The sequence below is a fragment of the Flavobacterium sp. H4147 genome (assembly GCF_029360735.1).
Lineage (GTDB): Bacteria > Bacteroidota > Bacteroidia > Flavobacteriales > Flavobacteriaceae > Flavobacterium > Flavobacterium endoglycinae.
This window is the reverse complement of sequence record NZ_JARKNB010000004.1, coordinates 118,918-140,576: the sequence shown is the minus strand read 5'-3', so window position 1 is coordinate 140,576 and position 21,659 is coordinate 118,918. Positions and strand designations below refer to the sequence as shown.

At 35.3% G+C, this 21,659-nt stretch carries 16 protein-coding genes; 9 read left to right on the top strand and 7 right to left on the bottom strand.

Annotated elements, in window-relative coordinates; translation table 11 throughout:
- Nucleotides 1-6: 6 nt before the first annotated feature.
- Both P2W75_RS17910 and P2W75_RS17905 read right to left on the bottom strand, forming a co-directional pair.
- Nucleotides 7-3,204, bottom strand: coding sequence for a TonB-dependent receptor (locus P2W75_RS17910; protein ID WP_276381530.1), 3,198 nt, complete (start codon nucleotides 3,202-3,204; stop codon nucleotides 7-9).
- A gap of 310 nt (nucleotides 3,205-3,514) precedes the next feature.
- On the bottom strand, nucleotides 3,515-4,393 hold the full coding sequence (locus P2W75_RS17905; protein WP_207295076.1) for an AraC family transcriptional regulator: 879 nt from the start codon (nucleotides 4,391-4,393) through the stop codon (nucleotides 3,515-3,517).
- Between the two features lie 295 nt (nucleotides 4,394-4,688).
- Here P2W75_RS17905 and P2W75_RS17900 point away from each other — a divergent pair, with 295 nt between their 5' ends.
- The 6 genes from P2W75_RS17900 to P2W75_RS17875 all read left to right on the top strand — a co-directional run bounded on the left by P2W75_RS17900 (nucleotide 4,689) and on the right by P2W75_RS17875 (nucleotide 12,346).
- Nucleotides 4,689-5,819 carry a glycoside hydrolase family 26 protein gene (locus P2W75_RS17900; protein WP_276381529.1) on the top strand — a complete coding sequence of 377 codons (1,131 nt, stop codon included), beginning with the start codon at nucleotides 4,689-4,691 and terminating at the stop codon, nucleotides 5,817-5,819.
- A gap of 36 nt (nucleotides 5,820-5,855) precedes the next feature.
- Nucleotides 5,856-7,247, top strand: coding sequence for an MFS transporter (locus P2W75_RS17895; protein WP_276381528.1), 1,392 nt, complete (start codon nucleotides 5,856-5,858; stop codon nucleotides 7,245-7,247).
- Nucleotides 7,248-7,274: 27 nt separating this feature from the next.
- On the top strand, nucleotides 7,275-8,465 hold the full coding sequence (locus P2W75_RS17890) for a glycosidase (protein WP_276381527.1): 1,191 nt from the start codon (nucleotides 7,275-7,277) through the stop codon (nucleotides 8,463-8,465).
- Nucleotides 8,466-8,471: 6 nt separating this feature from the next.
- Nucleotides 8,472-9,662: an AGE family epimerase/isomerase gene (locus P2W75_RS17885; RefSeq protein ID WP_276381526.1), complete on the top strand. Its 1,191-nt coding sequence runs from the start codon at nucleotides 8,472-8,474 to the stop codon at nucleotides 9,660-9,662.
- A gap of 2 nt (nucleotides 9,663-9,664) precedes the next feature.
- Nucleotides 9,665-10,894 carry a glycoside hydrolase family 26 protein gene (locus tag P2W75_RS17880; RefSeq protein ID WP_276381525.1) on the top strand — a complete coding sequence of 410 codons (1,230 nt, stop codon included), beginning with the start codon at nucleotides 9,665-9,667 and terminating at the stop codon, nucleotides 10,892-10,894.
- Between the two features lie 165 nt (nucleotides 10,895-11,059).
- Nucleotides 11,060-12,346, top strand: a complete 1,287-nt coding sequence (locus P2W75_RS17875; RefSeq protein ID WP_276381524.1) for a cellulase family glycosylhydrolase — start codon at nucleotides 11,060-11,062, stop codon at nucleotides 12,344-12,346.
- 120 nt (nucleotides 12,347-12,466) lie between these two features.
- Here the strand turns inward: P2W75_RS17875 and P2W75_RS17870 are convergent, their stop codons facing one another.
- Complete coding sequence (locus tag P2W75_RS17870; protein ID WP_276381523.1) at nucleotides 12,467-13,423, bottom strand: aldo/keto reductase; 957 nt, start codon at nucleotides 13,421-13,423, stop codon at nucleotides 12,467-12,469.
- A gap of 167 nt (nucleotides 13,424-13,590) precedes the next feature.
- On the opposite strand from P2W75_RS17870, the gene P2W75_RS17865 reads away from it, so the two are divergent.
- A complete protein-coding gene (locus tag P2W75_RS17865) occupies nucleotides 13,591-13,821 on the top strand; it encodes a DUF433 domain-containing protein (RefSeq protein ID WP_276381522.1) in 231 nt (76 codons plus the stop codon).
- Nucleotides 13,821-14,156 carry a DUF5615 family PIN-like protein gene (locus P2W75_RS17860; RefSeq protein WP_276381521.1) on the top strand — a complete coding sequence of 112 codons (336 nt, stop codon included), beginning with the start codon at nucleotides 13,821-13,823 and terminating at the stop codon, nucleotides 14,154-14,156. The genes P2W75_RS17865 and P2W75_RS17860 overlap by 1 nt, the downstream gene beginning before the upstream one ends.
- A 91-nt stretch (nucleotides 14,157-14,247) precedes the next feature.
- Here the strand turns inward: P2W75_RS17860 and bglX are convergent, their stop codons facing one another.
- From bglX to P2W75_RS17845, 3 genes are all read right to left on the bottom strand, one after another.
- Nucleotides 14,248-16,542, bottom strand: coding sequence for a beta-glucosidase BglX (gene bglX, locus P2W75_RS17855; protein WP_276381520.1), 2,295 nt, complete (start codon nucleotides 16,540-16,542; stop codon nucleotides 14,248-14,250).
- Between the two features lie 156 nt (nucleotides 16,543-16,698).
- The gene (locus tag P2W75_RS17850) at nucleotides 16,699-18,078 is read right to left on the bottom strand and encodes a sialate O-acetylesterase (RefSeq protein WP_276381519.1); all 1,380 of its coding nucleotides are present in this window, start codon (nucleotides 18,076-18,078) and stop codon (nucleotides 16,699-16,701) included.
- Nucleotides 18,068-19,168: an SGNH/GDSL hydrolase family protein gene (locus tag P2W75_RS17845; protein WP_276381518.1), complete on the bottom strand. Its 1,101-nt coding sequence runs from the start codon at nucleotides 19,166-19,168 to the stop codon at nucleotides 18,068-18,070. The genes P2W75_RS17850 and P2W75_RS17845 overlap by 11 nt, the downstream gene beginning before the upstream one ends.
- A gap of 278 nt (nucleotides 19,169-19,446) precedes the next feature.
- On the opposite strand from P2W75_RS17845, the gene P2W75_RS17840 reads away from it, so the two are divergent.
- Entirely contained in the window at nucleotides 19,447-19,893 is a 447-nt protein-coding gene (locus P2W75_RS17840) for a C40 family peptidase (protein WP_276381517.1), read from the top strand.
- Nucleotides 19,894-20,051: 158 nt separating this feature from the next.
- On the opposite strand, the gene P2W75_RS17835 is transcribed toward P2W75_RS17840, so the two are convergent.
- Nucleotides 20,052-21,629, bottom strand: a complete 1,578-nt coding sequence (locus tag P2W75_RS17835) for a murein L,D-transpeptidase (RefSeq protein ID WP_276381515.1) — start codon at nucleotides 21,627-21,629, stop codon at nucleotides 20,052-20,054.
- Between the last annotated feature and the right edge of the window lie 30 nt (nucleotides 21,630-21,659).

Sequence of the window (21,659 nt, the reverse complement as noted above, 5' to 3'; positions counted from 1 at the left end):
TTCGTATTAAAATTCAACATTAAAACCAAAAGAAATCTGTCTTGGCACTGGGTAACGTCCGTTATCTACACCAGATAATAAAGCATCCTGATTGTATGAACCTACTTCAGGATCATATCCTTTATACTTTGTAAAAGTGTATAGATTTTGACCAGAAGCATAAATTCTTAATCTTGTGAGTTTAATTTTTGAAATTATATCTGAAGGAAGTGAATATCCTAAAGTCACATTCTGAATTCTTAAGTAAGATCCGTCTTCAATAAATCTTGAAGAAACTGCATTATTAATATCATTGTAAGCAGATGGTCTTGGCAAAGCAGCATCTGTATTTGTCGCTGAATAAAAATCTGCCGCTTCTGTTAAATAGTTAGTTCCTAAATTACTGTTTAATGTACCGGACATACGAGTTAAATTCATCAGCTTATTTCCAGCAGTTCCTTGAAGGAAAATAGACAAATCAACATTTTTGTATTTGAAGTTATTCGTAAAACCATAGGTGAATTTTGGATTTGGATTTCCAATTGTCACTAAATCTTTAGTATCAATAATACCATCATTATTCTGATCTTTATAAATTACATCTCCTTTTTGGAATTCAGGCAATAATGAGTTGGTACCGTTTTTCAAAACTACTTTTGTTCCAGAACCATTATCGTGTCCGTAAGTCAATAAATCCTGATCGGTTCTGTAAATCCCTGTCGCTTCATACCCTATAAATGAACCAATTGGAAGACCTTCCTGAGTTCTAGAAACCGTTACAGTATTATACGCTAGTGTTCCCATTGTTTTTACAATGTTTAATCCCGCCATATTTGTAACCTCATTTACATATTTAGTAAAGTTGGCACTGGCATTCCATGAAAAGTTTGGAGTAAACTGCTTGTTATAGGTAAGTGTAACCTCAAGACCTTTGTTCTGCATACTTCCTAAGTTAAAGTATGGAGGATTAACTCCACCTTCGTAATCTCCACCACCTGAAAGAAAGTTTGGAAGAGGCACTTGATACAAGAAATTTTTAGACACTTTTTTATACACATCAACAGTGGCAGAAAGTGAAGAATTAAACAAAGTAAAATCCAATCCTAAATTTGTCTGTTCTTGAGTCTCCCATTTCAAATCTTTATTAGCCGTATTTGATGGAAGATAAGAAGTTCCCATTGTACTGTTAATTAAGTGAAGGTTAGAATCGTATAAATTATTTCCAATCTGGTTGTTTCCTGTCTGTCCCCAGCCTGCTCTTAATTTAATATTGTCAATGTATTTTTTAGTTCCTTCCATGAAAGCTTCGTTTGAAAGTTTCCATGAACCACTTGCAGAGCTGAAAACACCCCATTTATTACCCACAAAGAATTTTGAAGATCCGTCAGTTCTCACGGCAGCTGTAATTCCGTATCTGTCGCCATAATCGTAAACTACCCTTCCTAAATAAGAAGCCAGTGTTTGAGTACCAGAATAAACTCCGCTTGTAACCGCTTTTGATAAGTCTGAAGCTGCTAACGATTTATCGTTATTATCTTTATAACCATAACCTGTAATCGTATATCCCTCCCAGTGCGCTCTATTCGATTCTTGAACTGCTAAAACTGTAAAATTGTGTTTATTAATTGTTTTTCTATAGGTAAGCATGTTTTTTAAGTTCCATGAATTTCCTGAAGAAGGATTATAATACAAGTTGGCAAAACTTTTTACTGCATTGCCTAAAGAATACATTGGATCAAATCGCTGGCCTAAGTTATCATAAATATAACCACCCGCTTCAAAACGATATTCTAACCCTTTAGCAATATCAACTTGAGTATAAAAATTCCCTGAATAGTTTTTTCTCACTAAAGTATTGGAACCTAATAAAGAAGTTGCAACTGGATTTACAAACGATGTTGCTCCACCTGCAGGAGGACCTGCAAAAGCACCTGATAATTCTCTAACTGCCACGTCTGGAGTTGCCAATAATGAAGTCGCTACCACTCCGTTAAATTGTCCGTTAAGTGTTAGTTTTTCATCAGTTATAGCACCGCTTACATTTACACCAACTTTAATAAAGCTGTTTACTTTAGCATCAATATTAGTTCTGAAGTTGTATCTTTTAAAACCAGATTCAATCACAATACCTTCCTGATTTAAAACACCTCCAGAGATATAGTAATTAATTCCTTCTTTTCCTCCAGAAAATGATAACTGGTTTGAACTCATCACTCCCGTTTCATAAATTGCATCCTGCCAGTCAGTACCTTTTCCTAAAAGTTCTGGATGTGCAAATTCGGGTCTGTAAGAAGTTGGATCATAAACTGATGACAATGCATTTTGATGTCTAGCATATTCCTGAAGATTCATAGAATGAAGCTTTTTAGGAAGATTACTAATCGTATACGAATTCTCAAAAGACAATTTTCCAGTTCCTTTTTTACCTGATTTTGTCGTAACAATTACAACCCCGTTTGCTCCACGAGAACCGTAAATAGCTGTTGCAGAAGCATCTTTTAAAATATCAATCGATTCGATATCACTTGGATTTAAAAGTGCCAGCGGACTTTGTGTAATATTACCATTGTTAGAGAAGTTCGAATTTCCCTGAGCATTTCTTCCAGATGTAGATGAGTTTCTCGCGTCTCCCGACATTGGCACGCCGTCAATTACATATAAAGGTTCGTTTGTTCCTGTTAAAGACGAAACCCCTCTAATTCTCACCGAAACGTTACTTCCCGGTTCGCCAGAGTTACTATTTACGACTACCCCAGCCGCTTTACCCTGCATCATCTGGTCAAAAGAAACTACTTTTAAGTTTTCGATATCTTTCGAACTAATGCTCGAAATAGCACTGTTTACATCTTTTCTCTTTTGAGTACCGTAACCAATTACCACTACATCTTTAAGATCTTCAGCAGCCGATTTTAAAATTACATTTATAGTCTTTCTACCATCAACAGCTACTTTTTGTGTATTGAATCCAATAAAAGAATATAGTAAAGTCCCATTTGCAGGAACATCGATCGAATATTTTCCGTCAAAGTCTGTTGAAGTCGAAACTTTAGAACCGGCAATCGAAATATTGGCACCAGGAATCGATAATCCTTTTTCATCAGAGACTGTTCCCGAAACCTTAACCTGAGCGGTAATAAAATTACTGGTCAGTAACAAGAAGAAAATCAAAGGAACAGCACTGTGGTTTGCGTTCCAATGAATAAAGTTAGTCATTAGTTTTTTCATAATAAGTGTTTGGTTAGTTTAAATTTGTTTCTTCATAATTAGTAATAAAAGGGCGTGATTTATTTTCTAAATTATTTAACAAATCTATAACAGAAGAAATTATCAAATCGATAGTATTCCATCATTTAATGATAATATTTTTACTATAACCCATTTAAAAAACACATATCAAAAAAAATTATGGTAAAAATTAAATTATTCGCAATAACATCACTAAAACCAACCACTAATTATAAAGAAAAGTTAACAAAAACATAAAAATCAAACGTTTTCGTTAAAAATAATATGCATCAGTGAAAAAAAAGTATCACTATAAAATACGCTTTAAACCAGAAAAATCCTCACGATACTGACTCGGAGTACAATTTTTAATAGCTTTAAAGCTGCGATTGAAGTTCGCAATATTATTGAATCCAGATTTAAAAGCTACTTCAGAAACACTCATATCTTTTTCCACCAGCCATCTTGCCGCATATCCTATTCGGATATCATTAATATAATTGACAAAAGTTTTTCCGGTACGCTTTTTTATAAATCGGTTAAAAGAAATTATAGACATGCTCGCCACATTGGCCACATCTTCTAAAGTAATCTTATCGGCAAAATGCTTCTGTACATATTCATACACCAGTTTCATTTTATCATAATCATCAAACTTATCATAATCAACTGTATACGTAGAAAGCAAACGCTGGTTTCTCGAATTAGCAAGATCATATAATAAGGATGTGATTTCCAAAAAATAATCCATACCATCTAATTTAGAAAGCCTTACCAATCTTGGTGTTAATTCTTCTGCTGTTTTTTTAGAGAATAAAATTCCGTGAATAGAACGGTTAAACATATCACGAATTGGATTCATAATGCGTCTGGCAAGCAGCGATTCATGAAAAAGGTCATTATGAAACTGAATAGTAATTTCATGTATCTTTTTATTGGTACACTTATTTAATTCCCAGCCGTGATACAAATTAGGACCAATCAAAACGAGTTCAACATTATCTATTTCCTCAATATTATCTCCTACAACACGTCGGACTCCTTTTCCGTTCAAAATAAAATTGATCTCAAATTCAGGATGATAATGCACCGGAAAATCAAAACTGTCTTTCACTCGATCGAACACCAAAAAACTGTCTCCAGCAGAAAGAGGAGCGATCTCTCTATAAAAATTTTTATCGTTGCCCATTATTAAAGTTAGTTTTAGTTAGTTTAGTCCTGCAATAATATGATATATAATTGATAAAATAATATTAATTACACGAGAAACATACAATTATCTTTGAAAAATAGAATTATCAACTTTACAAAAACTGTATTAATAATAATCATTAATCATTTTTAATACTCAATCTTTTATAGTTTTAATAATTTTATCCAAGAAACAATACTGAATTACAAACTAACCAAAACCAACTTTTGAACTGATTTGCTTCATGAGAAGCAACCATACAGAAGTATAAGGAAGCCCAATATTTCCGAATATGAAGAAATACTTTTATACGTTTTTAATCACCACATTTCTAGGAACTTCATGTTCTGCTCAATCTATAAAAAGTAATACGAATTTGTCACTTTCAGATAAAAAAGCAACACTAGAAACGGTTTCGTTATACAAAAAACTCAAGCGTCTTACCCAAAAAGGATTCTTATTTGGACATCAGGATGATCTTGCGTATGGCGTAAACTGGAAATACGAAAACGGGAGAAGTGACATAAAAGACGTTGTAGGCGATTATCCTGCCGTTTACGGATGGGATATTGCCGGTTTAGAAAAAGGAGACATTAATAATATCGACGGCGTACCTTTTGCCAAAATGAAACAATATATTATTGAAGCCCATGAACGAGGAGGAATTTCGACCATAAGCTGGCACTTTGATAATCCTGCAACCGGAAAAAATGCTTGGGATAACACTCCAAATGTTGTAAAAACCATTTTACCTGGTGCAGAAAACCATCAAAAATACCTTTCATGGTTAGACAAAGCCGCCGATTTTTTTCTTTCCTTAAAAGATAAAAAAGGAAAACAAATTCCAATAGTTTTCAGACCTTTTCATGAATTAACTGGAGGCTGGTTTTGGTGGGGAAAAGGAAACTGTACTCCCGAAGAATTTAAAGTAATTTGGAAATTTACCTTTAAATACCTGCAGCAAAAAAACGTTCATAATTTAATTTACATTTATAACACAAGCAGTTTTAATTCTAAAGAAGATTTTCTAGCCAATTATCCAGGTGACGATTTTGTGGATATGCTGAGCTTTGATTCGTACCAAAATAATAATGATAAAGACGGTCAGAAATTTATTGAAGAAGTGCAAAAACAATTTAAAATCCTAAATGAAATTGGACTTGAAAAACACAAACCCATTGCTCTTGCCGAAGCAGGTTACGAAGCCGTTCCAGATCCAAAATGGTGGACAGGAACGCTTTTAAAAGCAATTGGCGATTATAAAATTTCATATGTTTTATTGTGGCGAAATCACGGCTGGCAGGAAAAAGAACAGAAAATGCATTATTATGCACCGTTTAAAGGCCAGATCAGCGAAAAAGATTTCATTGATTTTTACCATCTGAAACAAACCTTATTTGAAAAAGACATCAAAAAACTTTAAAACTAAACTCAAAACTAAAACCTTAAAAACCAACCAATGCACGACAAAATTCATTTAAAAGAAAAAATCGGTTACGGACTTGGAGATGCCGCTTCCTCTATGTTCTGGAAAATTTTCAGCATGTATCTTCTGTTTTTCTATACCGACGTTTTCGGTCTGGCTCCGGCTGTAGTGGGAACAATGTTCCTGATTACCAGAATCTGGGACTCTTGTTTTGACCCGATTGTGGGAATCATTGCCGACAGAACAAAAACAAAATGGGGAAAATTCAGGCCTTATTTGCTTTGGGTTGCCATACCTTTTGCCGTAATTGGAGTTTTAACTTTTTATACCCCTGATTTTGATGAAAAAGGAAAAATAATCTACGCCTACGTTACCTATTCGTTAATGATGATGATTTATTCTTTAATCAACGTTCCGTATGCTTCCCTTTTAGGCGTAATGTCATCAGACAGAAAAGACAGAAACACATTATCATCCTACAGAATGGTTTTCGCTTTCGGCGGAAGTCTTTTAGCACTTTGGCTAATCGAGCCATTAGTAAACTATTTTGGAGGAAATTTAAATTCAAAAACGGGCTGGCTGGCTACCATTACGGTTTTCGGAATTATTACCACCGTTTTTTTCTGGGCTTGTTTCTTCTTCACAAAAGAAAGAATAAAACCTATTGAAAACGAACAATCTAATTTAAAAGAAGATTTAAAAGACTTAATTAAAAACAAACCGTGGTGGATTTTATTAGGTGCCGGAATAGGAACTTTAGTTTTCAACTCTATCAGAGACGGTGCAGCAGTATACTATTTCAAATATTATGTAAGCAGTGCTGTAAACTTTGATTTTTCACTTTTCGGAAGTGATTTTCACATGACTCCCACTTCCATCTATTTGGTTTTAGGGCAAGCTGCCAATATCATCGGAGTTATTATTGCAACACCAATTGCTAACAAAATTGGTAAAAAGAAAACCTTTTTTGGCGCTATGGCACTCGCTTCAATTTTGAGTATAATTTTCTATTTCTTCGGAAAAGAAGATGTTTTCCTAATCATGAGTTTTCAAATTTTAATCAGCATTTGTGCCGGATGTATATTCCCATTAATCTGGTCAATGTACGCAGACAGCGCTGATTACTCAGAATGGAAACAAGGCCGTCGTGCCACAGGATTAGTTTTCTCAGCATCATCAATGTCACAAAAATTCGGCTGGACAATTGGCGGAGCCGGCGCTGGATGGCTTTTAGGTTTTTACGGATTTAAAGCCAATGTCGAACAAACCGCAACAGCCCAACACGGAATTCAATTAATGTTAAGCATACTTCCTGCAATAGCAGCAGCCATATCAGTCGCTTTTATTGTGTTCTATCCTTTATCTGAAGAAAAACTGCAGACGATAGAACAAGATTTAAACGAAAAAAGAGAACCTAAAAACTAAAAAATAAGATACCGAAATCAAAAATATATGACAACAATAACCTCTTCAGCTACATTTCAACAAAGAAAAACGGCATTAGAAAACGAACATAAAGCGCTCATCGAGAAAAAAAACACTCCTGAAGAAAAAGCAGGAAACGGAATCTATGAACGTTATAAAAACCCTGTAGTAACTGCTGCTCACGTTCCGTTGAACTGGCGTTTTGATCTTAACGAAAAAACAAATCCGTTTTTACAGGAACGAATTGGGATGAATGCCGCTTTTAACGCCGGAGCAATGAAATGGAACGGAAAATATCTTCTTGCCGTACGTGTAGAAGGAATAGATCGAAAATCATTTTTTGCCATTGCAGAAAGTCCAAACGGAATCGATAATTTCAAATTCTGGGACAAACCTTGCGTGATTCCGCAGACTGCAGAACCCGATACAAACGTTTATGACATGCGTTTAATCAACCACGAAGACGGCTGGGTTTACGGTATTTTCTGCACCGAAAGAAAAGATCGAAAAGCTCCAAAAGGCGATACAAGTTCGGCTGTAGCCAATGCAGGAATCGTGCGTTCAAAAGATTTAATCAATTGGGAAAGGCTTCCTGATTTAATTTCAAATACAGGACAACAGCGAAATGTGGTTCTACACCCCGAATTCGTAAACGGAAAATACGCTTTATACACACGTCCGCAGGATGGATTTATTGATGTTGGTTCAGGTGGCGGAATTGGTTTAGGATATGTTGACGATATGACGAATCCGGTTGTAAAAGACGAAAAAATCATTTTCGGAAAACAATATCATACCATTTACGAATTAAAAAATGGTCTTGGCCCTGCTCCTATCAAAACGTCAAAAGGCTGGTTACATCTGGCACACGGAGTTCGCAATACCGCTGCAGGATTACGCTACACCTTATATATGTTCATGACTGACTTACATGATATTTCGAAAGTGACGCACGTTCCAGCTGGACATTTTATGGGACCGGAAGGAATAGAAAGAGTCGGCGATGTATCAAATGTATTATTTTCAAACGGCTGGATTGAAGATGCAGACGGAACTGTGTATGTGTATTACGCTTCATCAGATACCAGAATGCATGTTGCTGTTTCTTCTATAGAAAAATTAGTCGATTATGTAACCAATGCGCCGGCAGACACCTTTATTTCGGCAGGTTCTGTAGAAACGATCATCAGCCAAATCGAAAAAAACAACGCAATATAATTCCAAGTGCCAGAAAAATTAAAACAGTTAAAATCAGAATTAGAAACCGAACTGGATTCTATTCTTAAATATTGGTCAAAAAATACCATCGACAATCAAAACGGAGGTTTCATTGGCCAGATTGATTTTAACGATCACATTATAGCAGATTCAGAAAAAGGTTCAGTTTTAAACGCCCGCATTTTATGGACGTTTTCAGCCAGTTATCAGACCACAAAAAACGAAAACCACAAAAAACTGGCTGAAAGAGCCTTTGAGTTTCTGTCTGAACACTTTTATGACAATCAATTTGGCGGTCTTTTTTGGAGCATCAATGCCGATAAAACTCCAAAAGATACCAAAAACCAAATTTATGCGCTGGCATTTGCAATCTACGCATTATCTGAATTTTATGCCATTTCTAAAAATGAAAAAGCTTTAGAAATTGCCATTAATTTATATTCTAAGATTCAAGATTATAGTTATGATCCTATAAACAAAGGGTATCTGGAAGCTTTTACAAGAGACTGGAAACCCATTGATGACTTGCGTTTAAGCGAAAAAGACGCCAACGAAAAGAAAACCATGAATACGCACCTTCATATTATTGAAGCCTATGCGAATTTGTATAAAGTGTGGAAAAACAAGACGCTTCAAAATAGTATGATTGAGCTTCTCGAAACCATTGAAAAACATTTTATTAATACCGAAACTGGTCATCTTCGTTTGTTTTTTGATGAAAAATGGGTCGAAAAACCAGACGTAATTTCATACGGACACGATATTGAAGCAGCTTGGCTTTTACAGCAATGTGCTGAAATTTCTGAAGATGAAACTTTAATTGCCAATTATAAAAAATACGCAATCCAAATTGCCGAAGCCACAAAAAAAGGAATCGATTCTGATGGCGGATTATGGTACGAATACGATCCAGAAAAAAAAGAATTAATTGCCGAAAAACATTGGTGGCCGCAAGCCGAAGCTTTAATTGGTTTTTATAATGCCTACCAATTAACCGGTAAAGAAGAATATCTGGATATTGTGTACAAAAACTGGGAATTCACCAAAAAATACATTCTCGACAAAGAAAACGGCGAATGGTTTTGGGGAGTTTACAGCGATTATTCTGTAATGCAAAAAGACAAAGCAGGTTTTTGGAAATGCCCTTATCACAACGGCAGAGCCTGTTTGGAACTTATTAACCGAATTAAAACGTAAAAATGAAAACAACATTTCTTAAAATAGCATTTCTCAGTCTTTCGATTTTAACCCTCGCAAGCTGTTCCTCAGACAAAGAAGATTCTGACGAAGTTATAATCGATTATCCTACGCAAGACGATCCTTTAACCACATCAAATGCAGCAACCTACATGGTCGACGCCAATGCTACGAAAGAGACTGTTGCCCTATTTTATAATTTAAAAAGACTGGCGAAAACCAAAACTGCAATTGGACAACAGGATGCTTTCAACAGTTTTTACCAAGATGCAGGCGGAGAATCTGATATCAAAAAAAATACGGGTTTTGATCCTGCCGTTCTCGGTTCTGATTTTATGTTCATCACTGATAAAAACAATAACGAACAAGCCAATAACTGGTTCTATCAACAGGAACTTAAAATTACATCAGATGTTAAAAACGCTTACGCAAAAGGCATAATTAACACCTTTAGCTGGCATTTGAGAGAACCGTATAATGATGAATCTTTCTATACGGCCGACATGACTTCGGAACAAAAGGCAACGGCTTTTAAAAGTATTTTACCTGGCGGAGCCAACAACGAATGGTACAAGAAAAAATTAGACAAAGTTGCCAGTGTTGTTTCAAATCTTAAAGGTGCGAACGGCGAATTGATTCCAATTATTTTCAGACCTTTTCACGAATTTGACGGAAACTGGTTTTGGTGGGGAGCGGATTACTGCACGGCCGATGAATACAAAAAAGCGTATCAGTTTACCGTTGATTATTTAAAAAATACAAAAGGCGTTCATAACATTTTATATGCCTTTTCTCCCGACAATTCGTATACAACGGAAACTGCTTATTTAAGCAGATATCCGGGCGATAAATATGTTGACATTATTGGAATGGACAATTATGGAGATTTCAATAATCAAGGACAAACTGGATCTGACAGAGCGAATTCTAAATTAAAAATTCTTTCTGATTACGCTAAAGCAAAAGTAAAAATCGCAGCCTTAACCGAAACTGGTTATCGTGTAACCAACACAAATCCAGCCATTACTGATTGGTTTTCGACTTTATTGTACAGTGCTTTAACTAAAAATGACATTCAGATAAGTTACGTTATGTTCTGGAATAATAATACAGATGGTTATTATGTTCCAAACGGTTCGGTTTCAAACACAGCAGATTTCAAAACGTACAGTTTAAAAACAAAATCAGCATTGGTAAATTCTCTGCCAAAAATGTATGAAATGCCGAAATAGTTTTTGTTTCATGTTTAAAGTTTGAAGTTAAAATCAAAACTTCTAAAATAACGTATAGCCCTAGCCCTGATAGGAGTGAAAATCCTTTTGTGGTCTCGTTTTTTTTTTAACGAGACCACAAAAGATTGTAACGGATAGCAGGATTAGCTCCTTAAAATATAAATTATGAAAAACCATTTTTTAAAAATACTTTCTGCAGCGTTGATTTTTGTTGTAATCGCTTGTCAGGCGCAGGAAAGAATTACCGTAAAAGGAAACGAATTTTACAAAGGCAATACACCTTACGCTTATATTGGAACCAATTACTGGTATGGGAGTATGCTGGCTTCTAAAAAAATAGGCGATCGTAAAAGACTTTTACGTGAATTGGATTTCATGAAAAAAAACGGAATCGATAATTTACGTATTTTGGTTGGTGCCGATGGCGGAAAATACGATTTCACCGTTCGTCCAGCTTTGCAATACGAACAAGGAAAATATGATGAAGATTTATTGGACGGTTTGGATTTCTTGATTAATGAAATGAGCAAACGCAAAATGTATGCGGTTTTGTACTTGACCAATAACTGGGAATGGTCGGGCGGAATGTCACAATATTTAGAATGGAACGGGAAAGGTCCAGTTCCCATTCCAAATATTCCACCGAATACATGGCCTCAATTTATGTCGTATACAGAACAGTTTCACAGCTGCGAACCTTGTATGGAGGCACTGAGCAATCATGTGAAGTTTATTATTGGAAGAACTAACGTTTATTCTAAAAAGAAATACAACGAAGACAATACGATTATGGCGTGGCAGGTTGGAAATGAACCAAGAACTTTTACGACAGAAAACGAAGTTAAATTCACCAAATGGCTGAACAATATTGTCGATTTAATTGACAGTTTAGACAAAAATCATTTAGTTTCTACAGGTTCTGAAGGGAAAAACAGTTCTAACGACAGCATGGAAATCTTTGAAAGAACACATCAAAACCCGAATATCGATTATTTGACGATGCACATTTGGCCAAAAAACTGGAATTGGTTCAAAGCCGATAATGCCGAAGCAACCATATCAAAAACAATCGAAAACGCAGGAAAATATATTGATGACCATATTAAAGTAGCCAACAACTTAAAAAGACCTATTATTATTGAAGAATTTGGGCTTCCGAGAGAGCATGAAAATTTAAATGCTGGTGAGCCTTCCGTTTATCGTGATCAATTTTACAGCTACATTTTTGGAAGAGTAGTTGAAAGTCGTAAAAATGGCGGTCCGTTGCAGGCAGCAAATTTTTGGGGTTATGGCGGTGAAGGAAAAGCAGTAAACGAAACTGGAAAATGGAATCCTGGAGATCCGTTAACTACAGATCCTCCGCAGGAACCGCAAGGTTTGAATTCTGTTTTTAACGGAGATAAATCAACTTTAAAAATTGTAAAAAAATACAATTTAGAATTGAAGAAATAACGATATTATTTTTCCTGTTTTTTGTAGAGACGCACCGCAGTGCGTCTACGTTCTGTAAATTCGATGCGCATAAGACGAACTGCGGTGCGTCTCTACAATCACATTTTACTTTTCAAAAAACTATGCTAGAATCTTCTCAATCGCATTTAATTCATCATGCGTGAATTGCGTATTTTCAAGACAATCGATATTATTACATAATTGTTTTACTGAACTCGCACCAATCAAAACCGAAGTAATTCGTTTGTCTTTTTGCAGCCAAGCCAAAGCCATTTGTGCCAAAGACTGATTTCTGTTCTGAGCAATTTCATTCAGCTGAATTAATTTCTGAATTCTTTCTTGCGTAACCTCATCTTCTCTCAAATGTCCGTTTGGATTATGAGCGCGTGAATTTTCAGGAATTCCTTTTAAATATTTATCCGTTAAAAGTCCTTGTGCCAAAGGTGAAAAGGCAATACACCCCACTCCTTTTTCTTCTAAAACATCCAACAAACCATTTTCTACCCAGCGTTCCAACATCGAATATTTTGCTTGATGAATCAAACAAGGCGTTCCCAATTGTTTCAAAACATCAACCGCAACACGAGTCTGTTCTGCGGAATAATTACTAATTCCAACATACAGTGCTTTTCCGCTTCTAACAGCATGATCTAAAGCCATCATCGTTTCTTCAATTGGCGTTTCCGGATCTGGACGATGTGAATAAAAAATATCTACATAATCGATATTCATTCGTTTCAAACTCTGATCTAAACTAGAAAGGAGATATTTTCGAGATCCCCAATCTCCATAAGGGCCTTTCCACATGGTATAACCAGCTTTAGTAGAAATCACGATTTCATCACGCAGATTTCCCTGAAAATTATGCCAAAGTATTTTTCCGAAATTCTCCTCGGCAGAACCCGGAACCGGACCATAATTATTGGCTAAATCAAAGTGCGTAATTCCCTTATCAAAAGCCTCAATAGCGATACTCTCTGCATTTTCAAAATTATCTACTGAACCGAAATTATGCCATAATCCTAAAGAAATCTCAGGCAGTAATAATCCGCTTCTGCCGCATCTGTTATATTTCATGTTTATTATTTAAAAGTTGGAGTTTTAATAGATTTTAAAAATACAAAAAACTCCAGCAGATTTTGCAGATTTAGGAGATTAAAAAAATCTGTCAGATTTGCTAAATCTGCGAGAGCAAATTGAAATCATATTAAATTTTGTAAATTTGTTTTTAAATAGAAAGAGACATGGAAAATAACTGGCAAAATTTAATTTCAATTGATCCTGATATCAGATTTGGAAAACCTGTTATTACAGGAACACGTATTTGTGTTTCTGATATTCTTTCTTGGTTATCTACAGGAATGTCTTTCGAAGAAATTATCGAAGATTTTCCTGAATTAAAAAGAGAACATATCCTTGCTGCTTTGTCTTTTGCTGCCAATAGGGAAAATATCACCAAAATTATTGCCGCATAATGAAATTGCTTTTAGATGCTAATATTTCATGGAGAATTGCAAAACTTGTTGAGAATGATTTCCCGAATTGTTTTCACTCAAAAGATATTCAGATAACACAACCCGCAAAGGATAATGAAATCTGGGAATTTGCAAGAAAAAATGATTTTACCATTCTTACGCATGATGATGATTTCGAAAAATTATTACTTTTAAAAGGAGTTCCTCCAAAAGTCATAATTCTAAAGACTTTCAATAAAAACACACAGCAATTAGCCGAATTGCTGATTTCAAAAAAAGAAATTATAGAATCTTTTATTTCTAATGATCAATTGATGATTTTAGAAATTTATTGATTTGTGTCCTAAAAAAAATAGCCACGAATTCACGAATTTTAAATCAATCAATTCGTGAATTCGTGGCAAAAAAACTTTGTTAATTTGAACCTTAAAGAATCTCAAATCCACCCTGCAATCCTTTATCAGAACTTCCTCCAACCATAATTTTAAAACTTCCTGGCTCAACTAGATATTTCCCTTCGTTATCATAAAAACCAAGTTCTTTATCTGTTAAAGTAAATTTTACGGTTTTAGTTTCTCCTTTTTTAAGATTCACCAATTCAAAACCTTTTAATTCTTTAATTGGACGAACGATACTCGCATATTCATCATGAATATACAATTGAACGACTTCTTTTCCATCATAATTTCCAGAGTTTGTAACTTCAACGCTTACCTCAACTTTTTCGCCTTTTGCAAAAGACGTTTTATTCAGTTTTAGGTTTTTATAATCGAAAGTGGTATAGCTTAATCCAAAACCAAATGGAAATTGAGGCGTTTTCTCTACATCCATATAATGCGACCAAAAAACGTTTTTATCGCTGTCTGTTGGTCTTCCTGTGCTATATTTGTTGTAATAAATTGGTACCTGCCCTACATTTCTCGGGAATGACATTGGTAATTTTCCACTCGGATTGTAATCTCCGTATAAAATCTGCGCAATTGCATTTCCAGCCTGAGTTCCTAAATGCCAAGCTTCCACAATTGCTGGAACATTTTCTGCAGCCCATGGAATACTCAACGGACGTCCATTATTTAAAACCAAAACCACATTCGGATTTACTTTGTAGATTTCTTCTAATAATTCTTGTTGTAATCCAGGCAAATTCAAATCAGTTCTGCTTCTTCCCTCGCCGCTTTGAAAACCGTATTCGCCTAAAACCATTACGACAACATCTGCATTTTTTGCTGCTTTTTTCGCTGCTTCAAATCCGCTTTTGTCAGTTGTATTGAAAACTGTTTCGGTTAAAAAAGTTGCTTTTTGTTTTAATAAATCGGCCCCTTTTTCAAAAACCAATTGATTGTCTTTGTATTGCTGCATTCCTTCTAAAACTGAAACTGCAGTATCATCAGAAGCAGCAATTCTCCAGCTTCCTAAAGGACTGTTTTTATCATTTGCCAAAGCTCCAATCAAAGCAATTTTCTGCCCCGATTTTTTTAGTGGCAGCAAATTCTTCTCGTTCTTTAATAAAACAATAGATTTCTTCGCCATATCCAAAACGCCTTCATTATTGGCTTTACTTCCCACAACTTCTTTTTCGCGTTTTTCATCGCAATATCTGTACGGATCATCAAATAATCCCAATTCAAATTTCACACGAAGAATTCGGCGAACGGCATCATCAACCAAAGCTTCTTTTACTTTTCCAGATTTTACTAAATCCACCAGTTTTGCCACATATAAATAGGATTCCATATCCATATCAGAACCTGCCATTACCGCTTTTGCTGTTGCATCGGCTTCGTCTTTGGCATATCCGTGTGCAATCATTTCACGGATTGATGCATAATCAGAAATTACAAATCCGTCAAACTTCCATTTTCCTTTTAAAATATCTCTTTGTAAAAAAGCATTTCCTGTTGCCGGAACGCCGTTCAAAGTATTAAACGAATTCATAAACGTACGAACTCCTGCCTGAACCGTTGCTTCAAAAGGAGGCAGAACCGAATTGTATAATTTAGAATTACTGATATCTACGATATTATATTCCAATCCCGCTTCAACGTAACCGTAAGCCGCAAAGTGTTTCGCACAAGCGGCGATCGTATTTACTTTTGCCAAATCAGCAACGGTTTCTCCTTGAAAACCTTTCACACGTGCATAACCCACTTTGCTTCCTAAATACGGATCTTCGCCTGCGCCTTCCATCACACGTCCCCAGCGCGCATCATTTGCAATATCGACATTTGGACCAAAAGTCCAGTTAATTCCAGATGCCGAAGCTTCATCAGCTGCAATCGCCGCCGACTTTTTAATGGCTTCTAAATCCCAGCTCGCCGCTTCTGCCAACGGAATCGGACTTAACGTTTTATAACCGTGAATGACGTCAAAACCAATAATTAAAGGAATTCCCAAACGAGTTTCTTCTACTGCAATTTTCTGCACGGCGCGCACTTCTTTTACGCCACGAACCGTCAGCATTGAACCCACTAATCCTTTTCGCAAATGTTCGTATTTTAATTCGGCTGTTCCGCCTTTTGGCGCAGGTCCAGTAACATCCCAAAAACCGTTGTATTGATTCATCTGTCCCACTTTTTCGTCTAAAGTCATTAAAGGCAAAAGCAAATCAATACGCTGCTCAATAGTTTTATTTTTATCCAGATACGGCTTTTTTTGTGCATTCATGTTTCCAACTGTAAACAGGGACAAGACCCCAATAATTATTATTTTTTTATTTTTCATGGTTAGTTAGTTTTTTCTTAGGTACTAAGGTTCTAAGAGGCTAAGGTTCTAAGTTTTAAAAACTTTGCGCCTTTGTGACTTTGCGAGATTAAATTATGCCGTGCGGGCTTCGACTTCGCTCAGCCTGACAAGTGGTTAAAATCTAAAATCTACACTCTAAAATTCGCTCGTAAAACAAGAAGCAGGCAGGTTTGCTTTGTTAAACAAATCCGACTGCGTTGTATTTCCCCACGCAAACCTCACTTTCGCTGGATTTACAACTTTTTTACTGGTCAAAATCACCTGATTATTTTTTATCGAAGCTTGGGCGGGAACAAAAACTCCATCTGCTCCAGCTACTTCAAATTGATTTGATTTTTTGTCTTTGAAATACAATCCGTCAGCATAATCAAAAGAAACGATTACTTTGTTTTTCTCAATTTTAAAATCGGTAAACAATGGACCGTTTACCAAATTAGAATTGGTTTTATAGGTTTCAGCCAAAGCCAGATTCGCCAAACGAATTCCGACCGATTTTTTATTCTTTGGGTGAATATCGATCGTGTCTGAAATATCGCTAATCACGACCATTCCGGTATTTGAAACTTCTTTTAATAATTTTCGTTGAGAATTACGAACCGTTACGTTTGAGAAATTATTCGTTCCCGTTTTATACGGCGCAATCTGAACATAATAGAACGGGAAATTTTCTTTCCATTCTTTTCGCCAAGAAGTAATTAAAGCTCCTAAAGTTTTATCATAAACCAAAGAACCCACATTCGATTCTCCTTGGTACCAAAGCGTTCCTGCAATTTTAAATCCTGCAATTGGATGAATCATCGCATTGTATGCACGCCCCGGCTGATGCGGACCATATTCCTGTTCGTTGAGTTTTTTGGCATTTTCTAATAAAAGGGAATCGTTACTTATTACTTCTTCCGGCATCCATATTTCCGCAGGAGTTCCGCCCCAATTGGAAGAAATCAATCCAATTGGAACATTTTTCAAATCTTCTCGTAAACGTTTCGCAAAAAAGTAACCAACGGCACTAAAATATTTCATAGTTTCTGGAGTCGATTCCGTCCAGTTTCCGAGTAAATTATTCTGCGGACTTGCGGCGGTTAATTTCGGAACGGTGAAAAAACGGATATTAGGATTCGCAGCATTTTTCACTTCTTCATCGCCATTATCGATTCCCCAGCTTGCCGACATTTCCATATTTGACTGACCTGAACAAAGCCACACTTCACCAATCAAAATGTTTTTTAAAATCACTTCATTGTAGCCTTTTATAGAAATAGTAAAAGGACCTCCGGCTTCTGGAGTTTTAATTGTCAATTCCCATTTTGCTTGATTGCTTGCAACGGTTTTATATTCCTGATTGTTCCAGCTTGAAACTAATTTTATTTCTTCTTTTGGATTTCCCCATCCCCAGATTTTCACTTCAGAGTTGCGCTGTAAAACCATATTATCTCCAAAAATATTCGGAAGTGTAACATTTGCTTCTGCAAAACCATACATCATCAAAAAGAAAAGGAATAGTATTTTATTTTTCATTTAAAAGTTTCTTTAAAAAAGGTCCATATTCAGCAGCTAAAACTTTATGATCTTCTACATCTGGATGTCCTATACAGCCTTTTGGTTTCATAGGTTTGAATTTGAAAATCTGAATCGGTTTGTGGGCTTTATCAGTATCAAAAGCCTTTTTTACTTGGTTCAAACAATCTTCAAAAACAACAGATCTGGCATCATTTACCATTGGACTGTTGGTAATTACGATCTGCACGTTGGGATTATGCTTGTACAGCATCTTAATAAAATTGATGTAGTTCGAAACGTATTTTTCGGAATTAAAAGGCAAGCGTTCTTTTTTGCCGTCTCCACCCGAAAAATCATTGGTTCCTAAAGCTATGCTGATAATATCCGGCTGAAAAGCAAAGTCATATTTAGATTTTGAAGCGTCTTTGGTTAAATATAAATTTTGATAGACATCAGGCATTATAGCTTCGTCTTTATTTTCGTCGTTCCAGTTTCGGTACATTCCAATTCCAGATACGCAGCTCATTAAATAATCAACTCCAATAGCTCTGGAAATTCTTGGCCCATAAGCATAATAACTGTTATGATGATCTAAATATTCTCCTTGATCGCAAGGAACATCAGAACCATCGCTGGCGGCACCACATGTAATAGAATCACCTATGAACTCGATTTTCTTTTTCTTTTTAAATGAAATTGAAGTCAGTTTTGCAGTTGTTCCGGCAAACAAGATATTACCACTTTGCGCTTCTGTATTTTTATAGATTTCTAAATGATGTTCTTTTTTATTGGAAGTTACTTGTATTGGAAATGACTGGACTGCTCCTTTTTCAACCCTGATTTTACCCAAGTATTTTCCATCTAAAACTAAGGAAACATAATTATGATGTTCATACGAATCGACGCTTTGAAGGGAAATCGAACATTTTGTTCCTGTAAAATTAAAGGAAACCGAAGAAGCGGTTCCAATTAAAATGACCTCATCGTTCTGTAATTTTTCTACCCGGCCTTGGTATAAGAAAGTTTTATTTGAATTTAGCGTTTGAGAAGTCGAAATAATCGAAATCAGCAAAAATAAAATTAAAAGTGCTATTTTTTTGGGAAACATAATTTATTTGTTAAAATATAAATACAATTCACAAATATATTAGAAAGAAAATATTTAAAAAGATACTAAAATGTCAAAAAGCAATAAAAAAACACCACATAAACACATCGTTTGGAGGCTAACCATACATATTTGTACTTTTTAGGTGTTTCTGTTCTTTTTAAAATAAAATAACAATTTAAATTTAGCGTTTTAATTTAGATAAAACTAAAAAAATGAGAACGTTCCTATTGCTATTTTTACTGCCTGTATTTTTCTTCTCTTCGTTTAAATCAAAAATGAAAGAATCTCAAATACGATTTGAAAACCCTAAACTTCAAACTGAAATCAATCGCGATTCGATTATTGTTTTTGCAAAAAAATATTTGGGAACCCCATATAAATATGCCAGCAGTAATCCAGCTGTAGGATTTGATTGTTCTGGATTTGTGAGTTATGTTTTCAGCCATTTTGGAAAGACATTGCCACGAAGTTCAAGCGGTTATAAAAACATTGGCAAAACCTTAAAACCTGAAGAATTTAAAGTTGGAGATATTTTAGTTTTTTATGGGTATAAAGACAGAACCATAATTGGCCATCTTGGAATTATCTGTGAAGCCAATGGCATGCAGTCGAAATTTATTCATGCTTCTTCTGGAAAAGCACAGCAAGTAACTATAACAGCACTTGATACAGAACATTATACCAAACGTTTTTATAAATGTGTGGATGTTTTATCGGAATAAGTTTTTTTTGTTAGCCCACGAATTCACGAATTTATTTTTTAGCTATCTTTTAAACCACAAATTGCACAAATTAAAAATTGTAATTTGTGCAATTTGTGGCAACTTAAATTTTACATCCAACTTTGGAATTTGTTTTTTATAAATTGGAATTTAAACTTTTATTCTTCCGTTAAAAGTTTAATTAGACTTTCGTCTCTGTCGTAAATATCTTTGTAGAAATTCAGATTTCCTTCACGATCTACCCAAGCTGTAAAATAACCAATATAAACTGGAACTTTTTTCTTTAAAGTATACCAGCTTTCTTTTCCGGCATGCATGGCTTTGTCGATTCTTTCAGGATTCCACTGCGGATCTACTTTTAGCAATTCAATTGCCAGTTCACGTGGTTTTGCTACACGTACACAACCGTGGCTGAAGGCTCTGCTTTCTCTTTCGAACAAGCTTTTTGCAGGAGTATCGTGCAGATAAATATTACTGGTGTTTGGAAATAAAAATTTCACCAAACCAAGCGAATTATTTTTCCCCGGAAGTTGTCTAACCGCTCCGTTATTCCATTCTAGGTTTTTCTGAGCGAGATAGTTTTTGTTTTTCGCCATTCCGGGTTTTATTTCTTTTGCAATAATACTCGGCGGTACATTCCAATACGGACTAAAAACAATATTGCTCATCATGCCGCTGAAAATAACGGTTTTGGTCATTGCTTTTCCTACCACTACCGGCGATGTAAAAGCAATTTTGCCATCTTCGATTATGTACAATTTAAATTCAGGAATGTTGACTTCAATGTATTTCTGACCTTTTTCAAGTTCTGGATCAATCCATCGGCAACGCTCCATATTGGCAATAATGGTTTTGATTCGATCAGAAACTGGAATGTTCAAATCATTAATATGTTCCAATAATATAGTGTTCTTTTGTGCATAACCGTGATGAAATTCATATTTTTTCATCGCGCTGATTAACGTCGAATCACAAACCGCACTTTTGGTATCTTCTTTAATATCTCCGGTTATAAAAAGCCTTTCTCTAATTTGAGCAATCACAGCTGAAGAATCGCCTAGTTTTAAACTTTTATAATCTTCATCAGTTTCAATTGTTTTCCATCCGCCTTTCTTTTCAATTTCTCTATATTGATGAAGAGCATCACGAAGTTTGTAATACTGGCTGAACATCTTGCTCTTCTTATCATCATTTATAGTTGATTTTTTGAAGATCGAATCGGTTAAAACCTGATAGTTGAGTTTTTTTCTCGGCAAAAGCCATTCTAACGAAAGAGATGTTTTTTCATCAAAACCGCGGTATACTTTTTCGGCATAATAGAAATACAAATTCGTAATCATCAAGTCGGTGTTGACTTTTGAGAGTTTATTATCTGTATTATTTTCAAAAATAGAATTGATTTCCTTGTACGGAAAATTTGCTTTTAAGCCTTCGGTTTCTAATTCTTTGTACTTATTATATAAAGTATTTCCAAACTCGACAACACCTTTATTATCCAGCCACAATTGGGTTGATTGTTTTTTAGTGTATAAAGACGCGACTTCACCCTGAAAGTTTTGCAGTTTCGGATATGCTTCATAAAATTTAGCAATCGCCGTACTGTCAATTACAAGTTTTAATTCTGGAATAACGACTTTTGCTTTCTTCTGATTTTCTTCTTTTTTATCTCCTTTTGAATTACAGGAAACAATAGCAAAAAGGAGCGTAATAACAGCAAATCTGCACCAAATTTTCATAATGATTTTTTTAATAAAAGTAGAAAAGTT

Coding starts and splice junctions, on each gene's coding strand:
- P2W75_RS17850 (WP_276381519.1), bottom strand. CDS start 18,078: ATGAAAAATAAAATACTATTCCTTTTCTTTTTGATGATGTATGGTTTT.
- P2W75_RS17870 (WP_276381523.1), bottom strand. CDS start 13,423: ATGAAATATAACAGATGCGGCAGAAGCGGATTATTACTGCCTGAGATT.
- P2W75_RS17875 (WP_276381524.1), top strand. CDS start 11,060: ATGAAAAACCATTTTTTAAAAATACTTTCTGCAGCGTTGATTTTTGTT.
- P2W75_RS17880 (WP_276381525.1), top strand. CDS start 9,665: ATGAAAACAACATTTCTTAAAATAGCATTTCTCAGTCTTTCGATTTTA.
- P2W75_RS17890 (WP_276381527.1), top strand. CDS start 7,275: ATGACAACAATAACCTCTTCAGCTACATTTCAACAAAGAAAAACGGCA.
- P2W75_RS17910 (WP_276381530.1), bottom strand. CDS start 3,204: ATGAAAAAACTAATGACTAACTTTATTCATTGGAACGCAAACCACAGT.
- P2W75_RS17860 (WP_276381521.1), top strand. CDS start 13,821: ATGAAATTGCTTTTAGATGCTAATATTTCATGGAGAATTGCAAAACTT.
- P2W75_RS17865 (WP_276381522.1), top strand. CDS start 13,591: ATGGAAAATAACTGGCAAAATTTAATTTCAATTGATCCTGATATCAGA.
- bglX (WP_276381520.1), bottom strand. CDS start 16,542: ATGAAAAATAAAAAAATAATAATTATTGGGGTCTTGTCCCTGTTTACA.
- P2W75_RS17835 (WP_276381515.1), bottom strand. CDS start 21,629: ATGAAAATTTGGTGCAGATTTGCTGTTATTACGCTCCTTTTTGCTATT.
- P2W75_RS17905 (WP_207295076.1), bottom strand. CDS start 4,393: ATGGGCAACGATAAAAATTTTTATAGAGAGATCGCTCCTCTTTCTGCT.
- P2W75_RS17895 (WP_276381528.1), top strand. CDS start 5,856: ATGCACGACAAAATTCATTTAAAAGAAAAAATCGGTTACGGACTTGGA.
- P2W75_RS17900 (WP_276381529.1), top strand. CDS start 4,689: ATGAAGAAATACTTTTATACGTTTTTAATCACCACATTTCTAGGAACT.
- P2W75_RS17840 (WP_276381517.1), top strand. CDS start 19,447: ATGAAAGAATCTCAAATACGATTTGAAAACCCTAAACTTCAAACTGAA.
- P2W75_RS17845 (WP_276381518.1), bottom strand. CDS start 19,168: ATGTTTCCCAAAAAAATAGCACTTTTAATTTTATTTTTGCTGATTTCG.